This is a genomic window from Paracoccus sp. PAR01 (assembly GCF_014851995.1).
GTDB lineage: Bacteria > Pseudomonadota > Alphaproteobacteria > Rhodobacterales > Rhodobacteraceae > Paracoccus > Paracoccus litorisediminis.
The window spans coordinates 210,098-226,328 of record NZ_JACVAW010000005.1 but is presented as its reverse complement, the minus strand read 5'-3'; the positions used below and the strand labels follow the sequence as shown (position 1 = coordinate 226,328).

The following is a 16,231-nucleotide window of genomic DNA, read 5'->3' as shown; positions in this document are numbered from 1 at the left end:
CCGTCCACTGCCGGAGAAGCGTCATGGCGCTCGTATTCATCAACCTGATCGTATTCATCGCCCTGTTATTCGCGATCCATCAGTTGCAGACGCGCGATCTGTCGCTGTCGGTCAGGGTCTTCATCGCCCTTGTCATCGGGACGCTGTTCGGCGTCGCGCTGCAGATGCTGTATGGCTCGGGCTCCCAAACGATCAAGCAGACGATCAGCTGGATCAACATCGTCGGCAACGGCTATGTGCAACTGCTGCAGATGATCGTCATGCCGCTGGTCTTTGTCGCCATCCTGAATGCGGTGTCGAAGTTGCATGACGCATCGGCGCTGGGACGTATCTCGGTGCTGACGCTGGGCACGCTTCTGTTGACCACGGCGATTGCCGCGCTGGTCGGCGTGATCATGGTTCTCAGCTTTGGCCTGACCGCCGAGGGGCTGGCCCATGGCGTGGCGGAAAGCGCCCGGCTTGAGACGCTGAACACCACCTATGCACCCAAGGTCGCCGACCTGACGGTGCCGCAGCTGATCCTGTCCTTCATCCCGAAAAACCCCTTCGCCGATCTGACCGGTGCCAATCCGACCTCGATCATTTCGGTCGTGGTCTTTGCCGCCTTCCTTGGCGCAGCGGCCATCCGGCTGGTCAATCGCGACCCCGAAAAAGGCCATCGCCTGATCGCCTTCATCGACCTGATGCAAAGCTGGATCACCCAGCTGGTGCGGCTGATCATGGCGCTGACCCCCTTCGGCGTCATGGCGCTGATGACCAAGATGGCGGCAACCTCGAATGCGGGGGACATCTTCAACCTCGGCAAGTTCGTGATCGCGTCCTATGTCGGGCTGGGCATCATGTTCGGGGTCCACGCGATCCTGCTGACCCTGACCGGCGTCAACCCGGTGACCTTCTTCAAGAAGGTTCTGCCCGCGCTGACCTTTGCCTTTTCCAGCCGTTCCAGCGCCGCATCGATCCCGCTGAACGTCGAGATCCAGACCCGCCGTCTGGGCGTGCCGCAGACCATCGCGTCTTTTGCCGCGTCCTTCGGGGCGACGATCGGGCAGAATGGCTGTGCCGGGCTTTACCCGGCGATGCTGGCCGTCATGGTCGCGCCGACCGTGGGCATCAACCCGCTGGACCCGACATGGATCGCCACGCTGGTCGCCATCGTCACGCTGAGTTCCGCCGGGGTCGCTGGCGTCGGCGGCGGTGCGACGATGGCCGCGCTGATCGTCCTGCCCGCCATGGGTCTGCCCGTCACGCTGGTCGCGCTGCTGATCTCGGTCGAGCCGCTGATCGACATGGGACGCACCGCGCTGAACGTGAACGGCTCGATGACTGCCGGCACCATCACCTCGCAGATCCTTGGCCAGACCGACCGCGAGATCATGGCAAGCGAGGACCACGGCGAGCTGCAGAACGCCTGATCACGCCTTGCGGCAGGGGATCATCCCCTGCCGTAAAGCGGCATCGTCCGCGGCATGATGGTCAGGAACGGCACCATCACCTCCAGCGGCATCACCGCCAGATCCGCCACCTGACGGGCCAGCAGCCCGACATCCATGCGCGACTCGATCGCCGTCGTGCCATTGGCCTGCGGCACACCCTGAGACATGCGGTCGGTGCGCGCGGTCGCGGCATTGCCGATATCGATCTGGCTGACCGCAATTCCGAAATCCCGGCAATCGAGGATCAGGCTTTTCGTCAGCCCGGTGATCCCGTGTTTCGAGGCGGTATAGGCCAGGCTGTGTGGACGCGGACCGTAGGCCGAGACCGAACCGTTATTGATGATGCGCCCGCCCTGCGGGTCCTGCGCCTTCATCATCGCCACGGCGGCCTGCGCGCAGAAGATCGGCCCAGTCAGGTTGGTGGCGATGACCGTGGCCAGATCCTCGGGTGGCAGGGTCTCGAACGGAACGGCGGGGGTGTTGGTGCCGGCATTGTTGAACAGCAGATCGACCCGACCATATTCGTCCTTGGCGGCGGCAAACAGCGCCGCGACCGAGGCCGGATCGGCCACGTCGGTCGGAACCGCCAGCCCACTCCCGGCCAGACGCGCGGTTTCCTCAAGTGCATCCTGACGGCGACCGGCCAGGACCAAAGACCAGCCGCGCCCTGCCAATTCGACAGCAACTGCCCGCCCGATGCCGCTACCGGCACCGGTGATGACTGCAACTTGCATTCGGATTCTCCTAGTTGACCGGTGTCAGCAAAGGCTGCCCGGCGTAATGCGCGGCCAGATTGTCGACGACCAGCTGGGACATCTTGTCCCGGGTCTCGACCGTGCCGCTGGCATGGTGCGGATACAGAACGACGTTCGAAAGTTTCCCGAAACGCGGATCGGGATTCGGCTCATTCAGGAATACATCCAACCCGGCCGAGCCCAGCCGCCCGCTTTCCAGCGCATCAAGCAGCGCGGGTTCGTCCACCACCGAGCCGCGCGAGATATTGATGAAGCTGCCCTCCGGCCCCAGCGCGTACAGCGCAGCAGCCGAGACCAGATGCGCCGTTTCCGGACCGCCCGAGGCGGCGGCGATAAGCACATCAGACCAGCCCGCCATTTCGACCACGTCACCGAAATACTGGTAGGGCACGCCGGGTTTCGGCGCGCGGCCATAATAGCCGATCTCCATCCCCAGTGCCACGCAGCGCTTGGCGATGGCGGCGCCGATCCGGCCCAGACCGACGATACCGACCTTGCGCCCCGAGGTGGTGCGGGTCAGCGGCAGCATCCCCTTGCGGCCCCAATCGCCCGAGCGAACATAGGCATCGCCCACCACCAGATTGCGGCGCACGGCCAGCATCAGAAGGATCGCGATATCGGCCACGTCATCGGTTAGCACGTCGGGCGTATTGGTGAAGCGAATGCCACGGCGGGTCATCGCGTCCACGTCCAGCGTCTCATACCCAACCGAGGAGCAGGCGGCGATCTGCAGATGCGGCAGCCGCGTCAGGAAGGCGTCATCGGCGGGGAAATGGCCATTGCTGACCATCGCCGTGCAGGTTTCGCCAGCCCTGTCGATCAGGGCCTCGCGCTCGACGCTGTCGGTCAACTTATACAGCGGAAAGACGTTGTAGGTATCTTCGAGGATCGCCAGTTTCTCTGGCCGGATCGGGGTGCAGACAAGAACATTCTGTTTCATGCGGGAACAAGTCCTTCTGACAGGCGGATCGCGCGTCGCGCCGCCTGAACTTCGGGGTCGGGATCAAGCGAGGCGGCCAGCAGCGCCCGCGTATAGGGCTGAAGCGGATGGTCGAAGATCTGGCCGGTCGGGCCTTCCTCGACGATCTCGCCGGATTTCATGACGATGACCCGGTCGGCAAAGTCACGAACCACCGGCAGATCATGGGCAATGAACAGATAGGACAGGCCCAGATCACGGCGCAGCCCGTCCAGCAGCTCGATCACCTGCGCTTGGATCGACACGTCCAACGCGGACACGGCCTCATCACAGATGATCAGCTTGGGTTCCAAGGCCAGTGCACGGGCGATGGCGATGCGCTGCCGCTGCCCGCCCGAGAACTGGTGCGGATACCGCCGCGCCATGTCGGGTTGCAGGCCTACCTGCACCAGCAGTTCCGCGACGCGTTCCTTCCAGCGGGCTTTTGGCAGGATTTCGGGATGGACGACCCATGCTTCCGAGATGATCTGATAGACGGTCATCCGCGGGTTCAAGGATTGCGTCGGGTCCTGAAACACCATCTGGATGTCGCGGCGGATCGCGAAGATTTCCTTCGGCGACATCTGCAACAGGTCGCGGCCCTTCCAGATCACCTTGCCGCCGCTGGGCTCATCCAGCCGCAGGATGGCCCGCGCCATGGTCGACTTGCCCGAGCCGGATTCGCCCACGATCGCCACGGTTTCACCGGGCATGATGGTGAAGCTTGCGCCCTTCAGCGCTTGGAAGCCGCCGTAATGCTGCTGCAGGCGTTCGACGCGCAACAGAGGCTCGCCCTTGCGGTCGCCCTCCTCCCGCGTTTCACCCTTGCCGGGGGCGGCGTCGATCAGGCGCTTGGTGTAAGGATGCTTGGGGTTGCGATAGACCTCGGCGGCATCGCCGCTTTCAACGACCTCACCACGGTTCATCACCACGACGCGGTCGGCGATCTCGGCCACGACGCCCAGATCATGGGTGATCAGCAGCAGGCCCATGCCAGTTTCTTGCTGAAGTTCTTCCAGCAAGGCCAGCACCTGCGCCTGCACCGTCACGTCCAGCGCGGTGGTCGGCTCATCCGCGATCAGAATGTCGGGCTTCAACGCCAGCGCCATCGCGATCATCAGACGTTGCCGCTGCCCGCCCGAGAACTCATGCGGGTATTTGCCCATCGCGGCTTCGGGATCGGTGATGCCGACGCGCTTGAGCAGTTCCAGCGTGCGCGCCCGCGCCTTGTCGGCGGGCACATCATGGACGCGCATGATCTCGCAGATCTGCCAGCCGACGGTATAGACCGGGTTCAGATGGCTCAGCGGGTCCTGAAAGATCATCGCGATGCGCTTGCCGTTCAGGGTGCGGCGCTGCTCATCCGTCATCTTCAGCAGGTCGCGGCCCTCGAACAGGACCTCGCCCGATTTGATCTCGCCCGGCGGCATGTCGATCAGGTTCATGATCGTCGAGGCCGAGACGGATTTGCCCGAACCCGATTCGCCCAAGATTGCCAGCGTCTCGCCCCGGTCCAGATGCCAGCTGACATTGCGGACAGCGCTGACGGTTCCGGCGGCGGTGTGGAAATCGACCGAGAGGTTGCGGACCTCCAGCAGGTGATCAGCCATTCTTGCGGCCTCCCATTTCAAGGCGCCAGCGCTGCACCGGATCAAGCGCGATCCGCATCCAAGCCGACAGAAGGTTCAGCGAAAGCGTGGTCAGGATGATTGCCAGACCCGGCCAGAAGGACAGCCACCATGCGTTCGTCAGGTAAGGACGGCCCTGGCTGACCATCAGGCCCCAGGTGATCTCGGGCGGCTGGATGCCGATACCCAGGAAGGACAGCGAGCTTTCCGCCAGCATGACAAAGGCGAAATCCAGCGTGGCGATGGTGATCAGCGTCGGCAGCACCACGGGCAGGATATGGCGGAAGACGATGCGCATATCCGAGGTGCCCATGACGCGGGCGGCCGAGATGAACATGCGCTCGCGTACTTCCAGCACCTCGGCGCGGGTGGTGCGCAGATAGATCGGGATGCGGGTAATCGCCAGAACCAGCACGATATTCGCGACCGAGGGTTCCAGCATATACAGCACGATCACCGCCAGCAGCAGCGAGGGGAAGGACATGATCACGTCGCCAAGGCGCATGATCGCCTGGCTCCAGCGGCTGCGCGAATAGCCCGCGACCAGCCCCAGCGCCGAGCCGATGATCATCGAGCAGATCACCGCGCCTGCGGCGACCGCCATGGTGTTTTGCGCGGCGACAATGATGCGGGGTAGCAGCGGGCGGCCCAGCTGGTCCGCGCCGAGGATGTAAAGGAAGCCGCGCGCCAGCTCGAACGGGGGCGCATTGCGGCCGCGCAGGTTCTGGCGTGTCGCCTCATCCGACAGCCAGATCGGGCCGAAGATCGCGCAAAGCACGACAACCAGCAGGAACAGCGCGGCGAAGAAGGCGAATTTATCGGCCCAGAGCAGTCGGATGAAGGTTCCGAAGCGTCCGCGCTCTTTCTGGGTGGTCGTTGTGTTGGTTTGGCTCATGGTCATGACTCAATACCGGATGCGAGGATCAAGCATCGCATAGGCGAGGTCGATCAAGAGATTCATGATGAAGATGGCCACGGCCGAGACCATTATCGCGGCAAGGATCACCGCGAAATCGCGTTGCAGGATGGCGTCGATCATCAGCTTGCCGATGCCGGGGAAGCCAAAGATGGTTTCCACGACCACCGCACCGTTCAGGATGCCCGCCGCCTGATCGCCGATCACGGTGATGACCGGCAGCATGGCATTGCGCAACCCGTGGACAAAGATGATCGGGCGCGGCGGCACGCCCTTGGCCTTGGCAGTCTTCACATAGGCCGAGGACAGCGCCGTGATCATCGAGCCGCGCACGACTTGCAGGATCAGCCCGAAGGGGCGGATGAACAGCACCGCGATCGGCAGCACCCAATGCCAGACCGTCCCCGTCCCCGAGGTCGGCAGCCAGCGCAATTGCACCGCAAAGATCACGATGCCGACGATGGCGATCCAGAAATCCGGTGCCGAGGCACCGATCAGAGAAAAGAAGCTGCTGATCCGGTCGAAGACCCCGCCGACCTTGAAGGCGGCAAGCGAGCCAATGACGATGGCCGCGACCGTGACCAGCGTCATGGTGATGACGGCAAGGGTCAGCGTCCAGCGGAAGCCTTCCAGAACGACCTCCATCGCCGGGCGGGCCTGTCGGATCGAGTCGCCGAAATCAAAATGCAGCAGGTCCCAGACATAGCGCCCGAATTGGACGATCAGCGGATCGTTCAGCCCGTGCAGCTCGCGGAATTTGTCACGCATTTCCTGCGTGGCGTCGATCGGCAGATACAGATCGGTGGGATCGCCCGTCAGACGGGACAGAAAGAAGACAAGGATGACAAGGCCAACGAGGGAAATCGCACTCGCGATGGCCCGCTTGCCGATGAAGCTTTTCATATCGGGTTCCTCGACCGGGGGCCTTGCGGCCAGTCGCGTGAGGCAATGGGGGACAGCACCGCCGCCCCCCGTAGTCAGATCACTTGAAGCCGATTTCCGACAGGCGAAGTTCGCTGTTCGTCGAAATCGTCGGCGTGTAGTCCAGACGCGGATTGACGCGGCTGAAGCCAACCATGTGGAACATCTCGACATCGCCGATGAGGTTCTCGTGGATGTCCTTCATCACATCCGACCACAGGGCGGCGCGGTTGTCACCGCTGGCCTCGGTCGCCTTCGAGATCTCGGCGTCGAGTTCCGGATAGACCAGACCCGATTGCAGCCCCTCGGTGCCGTATTTGAAATACATCGAGAAGACCGGGTCGCCCTTGGCATTGTCATGCTGGGCGGCGACCAGTTGCGGACCACGACCTTCGCCGAAGGGGCGGTTGTAGTAGGTATTGTATTCCGCGACTTCGGTCATCTGCAGCTTGGTGTTGAAGCCCACGTCGTTCAGCATCTGCGACATGGCCTCAAGGATCTCGGTGATGTTGGGGAACATCCCCAGACGACCGACAATCAGGATTTCCTGATCCACCGGGACACCGGCGGCCTTGGCTTCCTCCAGCAGTTGCTTGGCGCGCTCGGGATCGAAGGGATAGGGCTTCAGATCCTTGTTGTAGCCCAGCGTCGTCGGCGGGACCACGGCGGTGGCCTTTTGCGCATCCTTGGCGACCAACGTGCCGATGAAGGCGTCGCGGTCAATGGCCAGGTTCATCGCCTCGCGGACGCGGCGGTCGTTCAGCGGCGCGGTGGCGTGATCGACGCGCAGATAGGTGGTTTCCGAGTTCGGATAGGCGAAATCGGTCGCGGCATTGGTCGCGTCGAGTTCGCTGATGACCGGGGCGATATCGGCCTCACCGACTTCGACCATGGCGGCGCGGACGGCGCTGTCATCGCGGAAGACGTAAGTGGCCTTGGTCACGGTCGGTTTGTCGCCCCAATAGCCGTCGCGCTGGGTCAGGATGATGTTCGTTCCGATATTGCGCTCGGACATCTCATAGGGGCCGGTGCCGATCGGCTTTTGCTGCATCTCCAGCGGGGTTTCCTCGGGGACGATGGTCAGCGAGGACATCAGCAGCGGCAGGATCGGCTGGGCCGGATCGGTGGTGATGTCGACGGTCAGGTCGTCGACCTTGGTGGCGGTGATCTTGAAACCGCCGAAATACTTGCCGCCGATCTCGCAGGTCATCTTGTCGCTGATCGTGCGCTCCAGCGAGTGGATCACGTCCTGCGCCTTGAAGTCGGTCCCGTCCGAGAAGGTGACGCCGGGACGCAGCTTGAAGCGCCAGGTGCCGGGCTGGGTTTCTTCCCAGCTTTCGGCCAGAAGCGGCTTCAGCGTGGCGGTCGCGGGTTCATAGACGGTCAGCGTCTCGCTGATATTGCCCAGCAGGACACGGCCGATATTCGACTGCGACGACATGCAGGGATCGATCAGCTCCAGCTCTTCGCTGAGCACGATGGTGACGTCGTGATTGGCTTGCGCATAGGCTGCCCCGCTCGCGATGGTACTCGCCAGCAGCGCGCCGATAAGGGTCGCTTTCATGTTTCCTCCCATGTTCAAGTCGCTTCGTTCAGCGCCCTCCTCGGCGCTTGTCCTTCCGAATCAACTCCTAAGTAATATATTAGTGCATCTTAGAAGTTTTAGAACCCTTTATGTTCGCCCCCGCGCCACGGTGCCGGTCACGATGGCGGCGATGATGACCGCCGCTCCGATCCAGGTCGACACACCGGCGACCTCGTGGAAAAAAGCGAATGCGAGCAAGGCGATAACCGGCAGGCGCAGGAAATCCAGCGGTGCCAGGAACGAGGCATCGGCCATCGAAAACGCCCGCGTGATCAGCCCCTGACTGGCCGCCCCAAGCACGCCTTGCAGGGCAAGCAGCATCAGCTGGCCCGAAGTCGGCGTTTTCCAGACGGTCAACGCCAGCAGCAGCGCCAGCGGCACCATGGCAATCAGGTTCCATGCCACCAGCCGGTCGGGACGGTCGTGCCCGGACATGCCCTTCAGGATCAGCTGAATTGCGGCAGTCAGAACCGCCCCGGCCAAGGCAAACAGCAGCGCCGGATCGAAGCCACCCGCGCCCGGCCGGATGATGATCAGCATGCCCAGAAACCCAACGCCGACCGACACCGCACGGGCGGGCGTCATCCGCTCCCCCAGCAGCAGGCAGGCACCGATCAACAGGAAGATCGGGGTCGAGAAGCTGATCGCCGTCACGTCCGAAAGGGGCGCATTGGCAAAGGCCACGAACAGCGCCAGCAGCGAGGCCAGTTTCAGCCCCGCCCGCAGCACATGCAGCCAGCGATAGGGCGATCCCATCAGATCGCCGCTTTTGACGATCCAGGGCAGCAGGAAGATCAGTCCGAAGGCTGCCCTGAAGAAGCCGATGATGAAGGGATGCACGCCGCCGGCCAGCAGCCGCACGATCACCCCGTCGCAGGCACCCAGCACGGTTGCCGCCACCATCATGCCGGCGGCGGCCAGCAGATTGTTCGGGCGGTCGTGCAGAGACTGGACCATGTCTTAGCCCCGCACTGTCGGCAAGGGGACGCCAAGCGCCAGTGCGCGATCAGCGATCCGCGGCCACAGGGCGTCATCGACGGGAACCCCCTCGGCCAAGGCAGCGCGACGGTGGCGGGCGGCGGAATCGCCGGGAACGCGGACAGCTCCCCGCGTCGCGGGTCCCGGCGGATTGCTGCGGCAGGCATCGGCCAGCCAGTCGGATTGTTCGCGGAAGGCGTCGATCCCGGCGAATGCCTCGGGGTCGATCACCTGAATGAAGGCGCTTTGCGCCAAGGGTCCCGGCGCGGTATTGGCGCGGCCCTTGCCGGAAAGCCCCTGCCCCAGCAGCTCGACCATCAACCCAAGGCCATAGCCCTTGTGCCCCTTCAACGCGCCGCCCAAAGGCAGCAGGGAACCGCCATGTTCGGTGACCTCGCGCGGATCGTCGGTCGGCTCGCCTGCGGCAGTCAGCGCCCAAGCCTCGGGGAATTTCTGACCGGCCTTGGCCAAGGTCTGGGTCATCGTGGTCGTGGTGATCGAGGTCGACACGTCGATCAGTACCGGGTCGCCCGAGGTCGGGAAGGCCGCCGCAATAGGGTTCGGGGTCAGCAATGGCTTCGTCCCGCCATAAGGCGCGACGCGCGAAGCCGCCGGGTTGGAGCAGGAAATCTGCACGATCAGCCCGCGATCGGTCAGCTCGCGCATATAGGCCGACAGCGCGCAGGTATGATGGGTGTTGCGGATGGCCGCCGTCACCACGCCATATTGGCTGACTCGCTCTGCCGCCTGCTCCAGCGCGCGGGTCAGCAGCCATGCGCCGGGCAGCAGGTGCCCGTCCCAGACGAAGCTGGCCCCCCGGTCGGAAACCACTTCGTAATCCCCCGCCTTGCGCAGCGAGCCATCGGCCAGCGCGTCCAGATACCAAGGCAGCAGGCCGACGCCATGGGTCTCATGGCCGATCATGTCGCCCTCGACCAGCACGCGGGCGGTGGCTTCGGCCTTGTCGGTTTCCATTCCGGCGGCGGACAGAAGCGCTTGCGCGAAATCGGTCAGCGCCTCGCTATCGATGAGGGGCATGGTCTCTCCGTCATTGGGCAGAGGGGGGCGGGGTGCCGCCCCCGGCAGGTTCTCAGCGGCCGTTGGCCTTGCGCCATTCGGCGAAGATCTCGAGGTTCTTTTCATCCGTCGCCGGGTAAAGCCCGATGATCGTGGCGCCAGCCTTGACGCGTTCGGTGACGAAATCTTCGTAAGCCGTCATCTCGACGGCCTCATCGGCGATCTCATCGGCGATTTCCGCCGGGATGATGATGACGCTGTCATCATCGCCGACCACGATATCGCCGGGGAAGACCGCGACATCGCCGCAGCCAATCGGCACGTTGATGTCGATGGCCTCATGCAGGGTCAGGTTGGTCGGCGAGGATGCGCGGTGGTGATAGGCCGGGATTTCCAGCGCGCCGATGGACATCGAGTCGCGGAAACCACCATCGGTGACGACGCCCGCGCCGCCCCGGACCATCAGTCGCGTGATCAGGATATCGCCAGCCGAGGCCGCGCGGGCATCCTTGCGGCTGTCCATGACCATGACATGGCCTTCCGGGCATTGCTCGATGGCGGCGCGCTGCGGGTGGTCGGGGTTACGAAAGACCGACATCGGATTGCGATCCTCGCGCGCGGGCATATAGCGCAGCGTGAATGCCGGGCCCACCATATTGCGGCCCTTGCGCTGCACGGGATGCACGTCCTGAATGGTCTGGTTACGCAGGCCACGTTTGTAGAGCGCCGAACACAAGGTGGCGACCGAGACGCCCATCAGTTTTTCACGGGTAGCGGGATTCACGGACTCAGCCTCCGAAAGTCATAGTTTCAACGGTCCAGTCGCGGGCCTTGCCGGTCAGCGAGCAACCCAGCCCCGGACGCGCGGGCACGATCATGCGACCGTCGCGGATTTCCAGTTCTTCGTTGAACAGAGGCGCCAGCCAGTCGAAATGCTCGACCCAAGGCTCATGCGGATAAGCGGCGGCCAGATGCAGGTGGATCTCCATCGCGAAATGCGGGGCAAGACGCATGCGCTTGACCTCGGCCTGCGCGCAGATTTTCAGGAACTGGGTGATGCCGCCAACGCGCGGTGCGTCGGGCTGGATGAAATCGACCGCATCGGCGCGGATCAGCGCCATATGCTCATCGCTGGAGGCCAGCATCTCGCCCGTCGCAATCGGGGTCGCCAATTCGCGGGCCAGAAGGGCATGGCCCTCGGCGTCATAGGCATCCAGCGGTTCCTCGATCCATTCGAGGTTCAGGGGCTCGACCAGACGTCCGAAGCGCAAAGCCGTCACGCGGTCCCATTGCTGGTTCGCGTCCACCATCAGCGGCGCGCGGCCATTCAGATGCTGGGTCACGGCGTCGATGCGGCGCAGGTCCTCCATCGGGTCGGGCTGGCCGACCTTGATCTTGATGCCGCCAATGCCCGCATCCAGCGACTTGTCGATGGCTGCCTTGATCTCGTCGATAGACGAGGACAGGAACCCGCCCGAGGTGTTGTAGCAGGCCACGCCGTCGCGATACGCGCCCAGCAGTTTCGCCAGCGGCAGGCCCGCGCGCTTGGCTTTCAGGTCCCACAGGCAGATGTCGATGGCGGCAATCGCCTGCGTCGCCACGCCCGAGCGCCCGACCGAGGCGCCCGCCCAGCACAGCTTGTCCCAAAGCCGGGCGATGTCATTGGGGTCCTCGCCCAGCAGATTGTCCGCGATCTCGCAGGCATGGGCGTAAAGGGCGCGGCCGCCCGCACGCTTGGAATAGCTGAAGCCAAGTCCGGAATGGCCGGATTCGGTTTCGATCTCGCAGAAAAGGAAGGCGACCTCGGTCAGCGGTTTCTGGCGTCCAGTCAGCACCTTGGCATCGCTGATCGGGCGGGCCAGCGGCAGATAGGCCAGCGACAGCTTGACGGTCTTGATCGCATCCTGCGTCGCGGGACCGGCGGCAAAACCGGCTTTCGGGGGCTGCGCCGGGATCAGGCGCTGTGAGATATCCAGCATGACATTACCCTCAGTTGATGGCGGGTTCCGGCGTCTTGCCGCCGAACTCGGTTTTCAGGAAGTCGAAGTCGCAGCCCTTGTCGGCCTGCTCGATATGCTTCGAGAACATCAGCCCATAGCCGCGCTGATAGCGGGGCTCGGGCGCGGCCCATGCCTCGCGGCGGGTGGCCAGTTCGGCCTCATCGACCAGCATGTTCAGCGAGCGCGCCGGGATATCCAGCTCGACCATGTCGCCGGTCTTCAGCAGCGCCAGCGGCCCGCCGACGAAAGCCTCGGGCGAGACATGCAGCACGCAGGCCCCGAAACTGGTCCCCGACATGCGCGCGTCGGAAATCCTCACCATGTCGCGCAGGCCCAGCTTCAGCAGCGCCTTGGGCATCGGGATCATCCCCCATTCCGGCATCCCCGGCCCGCCCTGCGGCCCGGCATTGCGCAGGACCAGCACGGTTTCGGGCGTCAGCGGATAGTCGGGATCGTCGATGATCGCCTTCATCTCGGCATAGCTGTCGGCGACCAGCGCCGGGCCGGTATGGCGATGGAATTTCGCGTCACAGGCGGCGGGCTTGATGACCGCGCCATCGGGGCACAGGTTGCCCTTGAGGACCGCAAGCGAGCCCTCGTGATACACCGGGTTCGACAGCGGGCGAATGACATCCTCGTTCCAGATCTTGACCTCATCCAGCCCGTCGGTCAGCGGCTTGCCGGTCACGGTGATGGCGGAGGAGTCCAGCTTGTCGCCCAGCTGCTTCATCAGCGCGCGCAACCCGCCGGCGTAATAGAAATCCTCCATCAGGTAGGTCGAGCCCGAAGGGCGGATATTGGCGATAACGGGCGTGGTGCGGCCGATGCGGTCCAGATCGTCCAGTTCCAGCGGCACGCCCGCGCGGCGCGCCATGGCAATCAGGTGGATGATCGCATTGGTCGAACAGCCCGTGGCCATGGCGACCGTCACCGCATTGTTGACGGCGGCAGGCGTCACGATCTGATCCGGGGTCAGATCCTCCCAGATCATCTCGACGATGCGCCGCCCGCAGGATGCCGACATGCGCTGGTGATTGGCATCCGCCGCCGGGATCGAGGATGCGCCGGGCAGCGTCAGCCCCATCGCATCGGCAATCGCCGTCATGGTCGAGGCCGTGCCCATGGTCATGCAATGGCCGTAGGAACGCGCGATGCCGCCCTCGATCCCCTGCCATTCCTCCTTGGAAATCGTGCCGGCGCGGCGCTCATCCCAGTATTTGAAGCCGTCGGTGCCCGAGCCCAGATACTTGCCCGCATAGTTCCCGCGCAGCATCGGACCGGCGGGCAGGTAGATGAAGGGCACACCCATGCTGAGCGCGCCCATGACCAGACCCGGCGTGGTCTTGTCGCAACCGCCCATCAGCACCGCGCCGTCGATCGGGTGCGAGCGCAGCAGTTCCTCGGTCTCCATCGCCAGCATATTGCGGTAGAGCATGGTGGTCGGCTTGACGAAATTCTCGGACAGCGACAGCGCAGGTAGCTCCATCGGGAAGCCGCCCGCCTGCAGGATACCGCGTTTGACCCAATCCACCCGGTCCTTGAAATGCATGTGGCAAGGCTGGGCGTCCGACCACGTATTGATGATCGCGACGATGGGTTTGCCCTCCCAATCCTCGGGGGCGTAGCCCATCTGCATGGTCCGCGAGCGGTGGCCAAAGGACCGCTGGTCATCGGGCACCATCCAGCGCGCCGAGCGCAGATCCGCATATTCTTTTTTCTTTTGCATCCAGTCCTCCCTCGTCCGCTCGGATGCATGCGCGACCGCTGGCCGTGACGCCATGAAACGCTTGAGCGGGATGAAGAACTGATATATTAGTCAGATAAGAATATCAATCATGAATCGCGGGATCGCAAAAACCCGCCATTCCATGCAGGATCGCGCCATGACAAAGACCCTATTCGCGGCGTTCAGCCCTTCGGAAACCGCGGCCTCGGCGGGCGGCACGGTCCAGCGCGTCTATGAGGATCTGCGGCAGCGAATCATCTCGTTCGACCTGCCACCGGACATGACGCTGGCCCGCAATGAACTGACCGAGACCTATGGCGTCAGCCTGACCCCCCTGCGTGAGGCGCTGCAAAAGCTGCATCTGGAGGGGTTGGTCCGCATCTACCCGCAGTCCAAGACCGTGGTGACGCGCATCGACATCCCCCAGATCTACGAGGCGCATTTCCTGCGCACGGCGCTGGAATGCGAGGTGGCGCGCAATCTGGCGCTGTCGCCCGACCGCGACCTGCTGACCCGCGCGCGCTCGATCATCCGCATGCAGGAGGCCGTGGCGCAGGACCCCAATCAGGTCACCATGTTCCAGGAACTGGACGAGGTCTTTCACAACACGCTGTTCGCGGCGGTTGGGCGCAGCCCGCTGCATCGCCTGATCCGCGAAAGGTCGGGCCATCTTGAGCGCGCCCGGCGGCTGCACAACGCGCAGGGGCGGGTATCCTCGATCATCGCCGGGCATATGGAGGTCATCGACGCCATCGAGGCTGGCGATCCCGACGCTGCGGTACGCGCGATGCGCGAGCATCTGGGCGGAACGATCTCGCAGATCGAACAGCTGCGCACGATGCATCCCGATTATTTTTCATGACCTTGCACCGGCCTGCCAAGGGCAGACCGCACCATCACGACAGCAGGAGGGACAAGATGTCCGACAACACCACTCTGGAACGCCCGGCGGGCAAGGACTGGGCGAATGGCGCGGGATCGCCCGTGATCCGCAGCATCCGGGTCGTGCCGGTGGCGGGACAGGACAGCATGCTGCTGAACCTGTCGGGCGCGCATGCGCCGTGGTTCACCCGCAATATCGTCCTGATCACCGATTCACGCGGCGCGACCGGGATTGGCGAGGTTCCGGGCGGCACGGCGATTCGTCAGACACTTGAAGATGCGGCCCCTCTGCTGATCGGCCAGCCCATCGGGAATTACCGCGCCCTCATGCGGCAGGTCGGAACGACCTTTGCGGCACGCGACAGCGGTGGACGCGGGCAGCAGACCTTTGACCTGCGCACCACGATCCACGTCGTCGCGGCGCTGGAATGCGCGCTGCTGGACCTGCTGGGCCAGTTCCTTGAGCTGCCGGTCTGCGCCCTTCTGGCCGAAGGCCAGCAGCGAACCGAAGTCGAGATGCTTGGCTATCTGTTCTTTATCGGCGACCGGACCCGCACCCCGCTGGGCTACCGTTCGGGCGGCAAGGGCGATGACTGGCTGCGCCTGCGCGACGAAGTGGCCTTGGACGCCGCTTCCGTCCGCCGTCTGGCCGAGGCTGCAGAGGCCCGCTACGGCTTCAAGGATTTCAAGCTGAAGGGCGGCGTGCTGCATGGCGAGGACGAGGCCGCCATCGTCGCGGATCTGGCCGCCAACTTCCCCGAGGCGCGGGTGACACTGGACCCGAACGGCGCATGGCTGCTCAAGGACGCGATCCGCTTCCTTTCGCCGCTGAAAGGCGTCCTTGCCTATGCCGAGGACCCCTGCGGCCCCGAGCCGGGCTATTCCGGGCGCGAGACCATGGCCGAATTCCGCCGCGCCACCGGCCTGCCCACCGCCACCAACATGATCGCCACCGACTGGCGCGAGATGGGTCATGCCATCCGCGCGGGCGCGGTCGACATCCCTCTGGCCGATCCGCATTTTTGGACGATGCAGGGCTCGGTCGAGGTGGCGCAGCTATGCGACCGCTGGGGGATGACTTGGGGCTCGCATTCGAACAACCATTTCGACGTGTCGTTGATGATGTTCACGCAGGTTGCGGCGGCGGCTCCGGGCAACATCACCGCGCTGGACACGCATTGGATATGGCAGGACGGCCAACGCATCACCAAGGAACCGCCGCTGATCCAAGGCGGCAAGGTGCAGGTTCCCGACCGTCCCGGCCTTGGCGTCGAGATCGACGAAGCGGCATTGGCCGAGGCGCATCGCCTGCACGAAACCCTGCCCCAGACGGCAAGGAACGATGCGGCGGCGATGCAATACCTGATTCCCGGCTGGAGCTTCCATTCCAAGACCCCGGCGCTGGCCCGCGAGGGCTGGCAGGGTTAACCCC

14 protein-coding genes are annotated in these 16,231 nt (G+C 64.1%); 3 read left to right on the top strand and 11 right to left on the bottom strand.

Annotated features, from left to right (window positions below; translation table 11 throughout):
- Window positions 1-23 precede the first annotated feature (23 nt).
- Window positions 24-1,412 carry an L-cystine transporter gene (locus IB235_RS11315; RefSeq protein ID WP_192336807.1) on the top strand — a complete coding sequence of 463 codons (1,389 nt, stop codon included), beginning with the start codon at window positions 24-26 and terminating at the stop codon, window positions 1,410-1,412.
- Between the two features lie 20 nt (window positions 1,413-1,432).
- Here the strand turns inward: IB235_RS11315 and IB235_RS11310 are convergent, their stop codons facing one another.
- The 11 genes from IB235_RS11310 to araD all read right to left on the bottom strand — a co-directional run bounded on the left by IB235_RS11310 (window position 1,433) and on the right by araD (window position 13,917).
- The gene (locus IB235_RS11310) at window positions 1,433-2,167 is read right to left on the bottom strand and encodes an SDR family oxidoreductase (RefSeq protein ID WP_192336806.1); all 735 of its coding nucleotides are present in this window, start codon (window positions 2,165-2,167) and stop codon (window positions 1,433-1,435) included.
- A gap of 10 nt (window positions 2,168-2,177) precedes the next feature.
- On the bottom strand, window positions 2,178-3,128 hold the full coding sequence (locus IB235_RS11305) for a 2-hydroxyacid dehydrogenase (protein ID WP_192336805.1): 951 nt from the start codon (window positions 3,126-3,128) through the stop codon (window positions 2,178-2,180).
- Window positions 3,125-4,756: an ABC transporter ATP-binding protein gene (locus IB235_RS11300; protein ID WP_192336804.1), complete on the bottom strand. Its 1,632-nt coding sequence runs from the start codon at window positions 4,754-4,756 to the stop codon at window positions 3,125-3,127. The genes IB235_RS11305 and IB235_RS11300 overlap by 4 nt, the downstream gene beginning before the upstream one ends.
- A complete protein-coding gene (locus IB235_RS11295) occupies window positions 4,749-5,669 on the bottom strand; it encodes an ABC transporter permease (RefSeq protein WP_225612221.1) in 921 nt (306 codons plus the stop codon). Before IB235_RS11295 ends, IB235_RS11300 begins: the two co-directional genes overlap by 8 nt.
- A 9-nt stretch (window positions 5,670-5,678) precedes the next feature.
- Complete coding sequence (locus IB235_RS11290; protein WP_192336802.1) at window positions 5,679-6,593, bottom strand: ABC transporter permease; 915 nt, start codon at window positions 6,591-6,593, stop codon at window positions 5,679-5,681.
- Between the two features lie 79 nt (window positions 6,594-6,672).
- The gene (locus tag IB235_RS11285; protein ID WP_155040137.1) at window positions 6,673-8,175 is read right to left on the bottom strand and encodes an ABC transporter substrate-binding protein; all 1,503 of its coding nucleotides are present in this window, start codon (window positions 8,173-8,175) and stop codon (window positions 6,673-6,675) included.
- 108 nt (window positions 8,176-8,283) lie between these two features.
- Entirely contained in the window at window positions 8,284-9,153 is an 870-nt protein-coding gene (locus IB235_RS11280) for a DMT family transporter (protein WP_225612219.1), read from the bottom strand.
- Window positions 9,154-9,156: 3 nt separating this feature from the next.
- Window positions 9,157-10,212, bottom strand: coding sequence for an Ldh family oxidoreductase (locus tag IB235_RS11275; protein WP_192336801.1), 1,056 nt, complete (start codon window positions 10,210-10,212; stop codon window positions 9,157-9,159).
- A gap of 52 nt (window positions 10,213-10,264) precedes the next feature.
- A complete protein-coding gene (locus tag IB235_RS11270) occupies window positions 10,265-10,975 on the bottom strand; it encodes a ribonuclease activity regulator RraA (RefSeq protein ID WP_192336800.1) in 711 nt (236 codons plus the stop codon).
- A gap of 4 nt (window positions 10,976-10,979) precedes the next feature.
- Window positions 10,980-12,170 carry a mandelate racemase/muconate lactonizing enzyme family protein gene (locus IB235_RS11265; protein ID WP_192336799.1) on the bottom strand — a complete coding sequence of 397 codons (1,191 nt, stop codon included), beginning with the start codon at window positions 12,168-12,170 and terminating at the stop codon, window positions 10,980-10,982.
- A gap of 10 nt (window positions 12,171-12,180) precedes the next feature.
- On the bottom strand, window positions 12,181-13,917 hold the full coding sequence (araD, locus tag IB235_RS11260; RefSeq protein ID WP_192336798.1) for an L-arabinonate dehydratase: 1,737 nt from the start codon (window positions 13,915-13,917) through the stop codon (window positions 12,181-12,183).
- 157 nt (window positions 13,918-14,074) lie between these two features.
- Here araD and IB235_RS11255 point away from each other — a divergent pair, with 157 nt between their 5' ends.
- Both IB235_RS11255 and IB235_RS11250 read left to right on the top strand, forming a co-directional pair.
- Window positions 14,075-14,779, top strand: coding sequence for a GntR family transcriptional regulator (locus IB235_RS11255; protein ID WP_192336797.1), 705 nt, complete (start codon window positions 14,075-14,077; stop codon window positions 14,777-14,779).
- 56 nt (window positions 14,780-14,835) lie between these two features.
- Window positions 14,836-16,227 (top strand): enolase C-terminal domain-like protein, encoded by a 1,392-nt coding sequence (locus IB235_RS11250; RefSeq protein WP_192336796.1) that lies wholly within the window; start codon window positions 14,836-14,838, stop codon window positions 16,225-16,227.
- The last annotated feature ends 4 nt before the right edge of the window (window positions 16,228-16,231 follow it).

Coding starts and splice junctions, on each gene's coding strand:
- araD (WP_192336798.1), bottom strand. CDS start 13,917: ATGCAAAAGAAAAAAGAATATGCGGATCTGCGCTCGGCGCGCTGGATG.
- IB235_RS11290 (WP_192336802.1), bottom strand. CDS start 6,593: ATGAAAAGCTTCATCGGCAAGCGGGCCATCGCGAGTGCGATTTCCCTC.
- IB235_RS11300 (WP_192336804.1), bottom strand. CDS start 4,756: ATGGCTGATCACCTGCTGGAGGTCCGCAACCTCTCGGTCGATTTCCAC.
- IB235_RS11310 (WP_192336806.1), bottom strand. CDS start 2,167: ATGCAAGTTGCAGTCATCACCGGTGCCGGTAGCGGCATCGGGCGGGCA.
- IB235_RS11265 (WP_192336799.1), bottom strand. CDS start 12,170: ATGCTGGATATCTCACAGCGCCTGATCCCGGCGCAGCCCCCGAAAGCC.
- IB235_RS11295 (WP_225612221.1), bottom strand. CDS start 5,669: ATGAGCCAAACCAACACAACGACCACCCAGAAAGAGCGCGGACGCTTC.
- IB235_RS11280 (WP_225612219.1), bottom strand. CDS start 9,153: ATGGTCCAGTCTCTGCACGACCGCCCGAACAATCTGCTGGCCGCCGCC.
- IB235_RS11250 (WP_192336796.1), top strand. CDS start 14,836: ATGTCCGACAACACCACTCTGGAACGCCCGGCGGGCAAGGACTGGGCG.
- IB235_RS11285 (WP_155040137.1), bottom strand. CDS start 8,175: ATGAAAGCGACCCTTATCGGCGCGCTGCTGGCGAGTACCATCGCGAGC.
- IB235_RS11305 (WP_192336805.1), bottom strand. CDS start 3,128: ATGAAACAGAATGTTCTTGTCTGCACCCCGATCCGGCCAGAGAAACTG.
- IB235_RS11255 (WP_192336797.1), top strand. CDS start 14,075: ATGACAAAGACCCTATTCGCGGCGTTCAGCCCTTCGGAAACCGCGGCC.
- IB235_RS11275 (WP_192336801.1), bottom strand. CDS start 10,212: ATGCCCCTCATCGATAGCGAGGCGCTGACCGATTTCGCGCAAGCGCTT.
- IB235_RS11315 (WP_192336807.1), top strand. CDS start 24: ATGGCGCTCGTATTCATCAACCTGATCGTATTCATCGCCCTGTTATTC.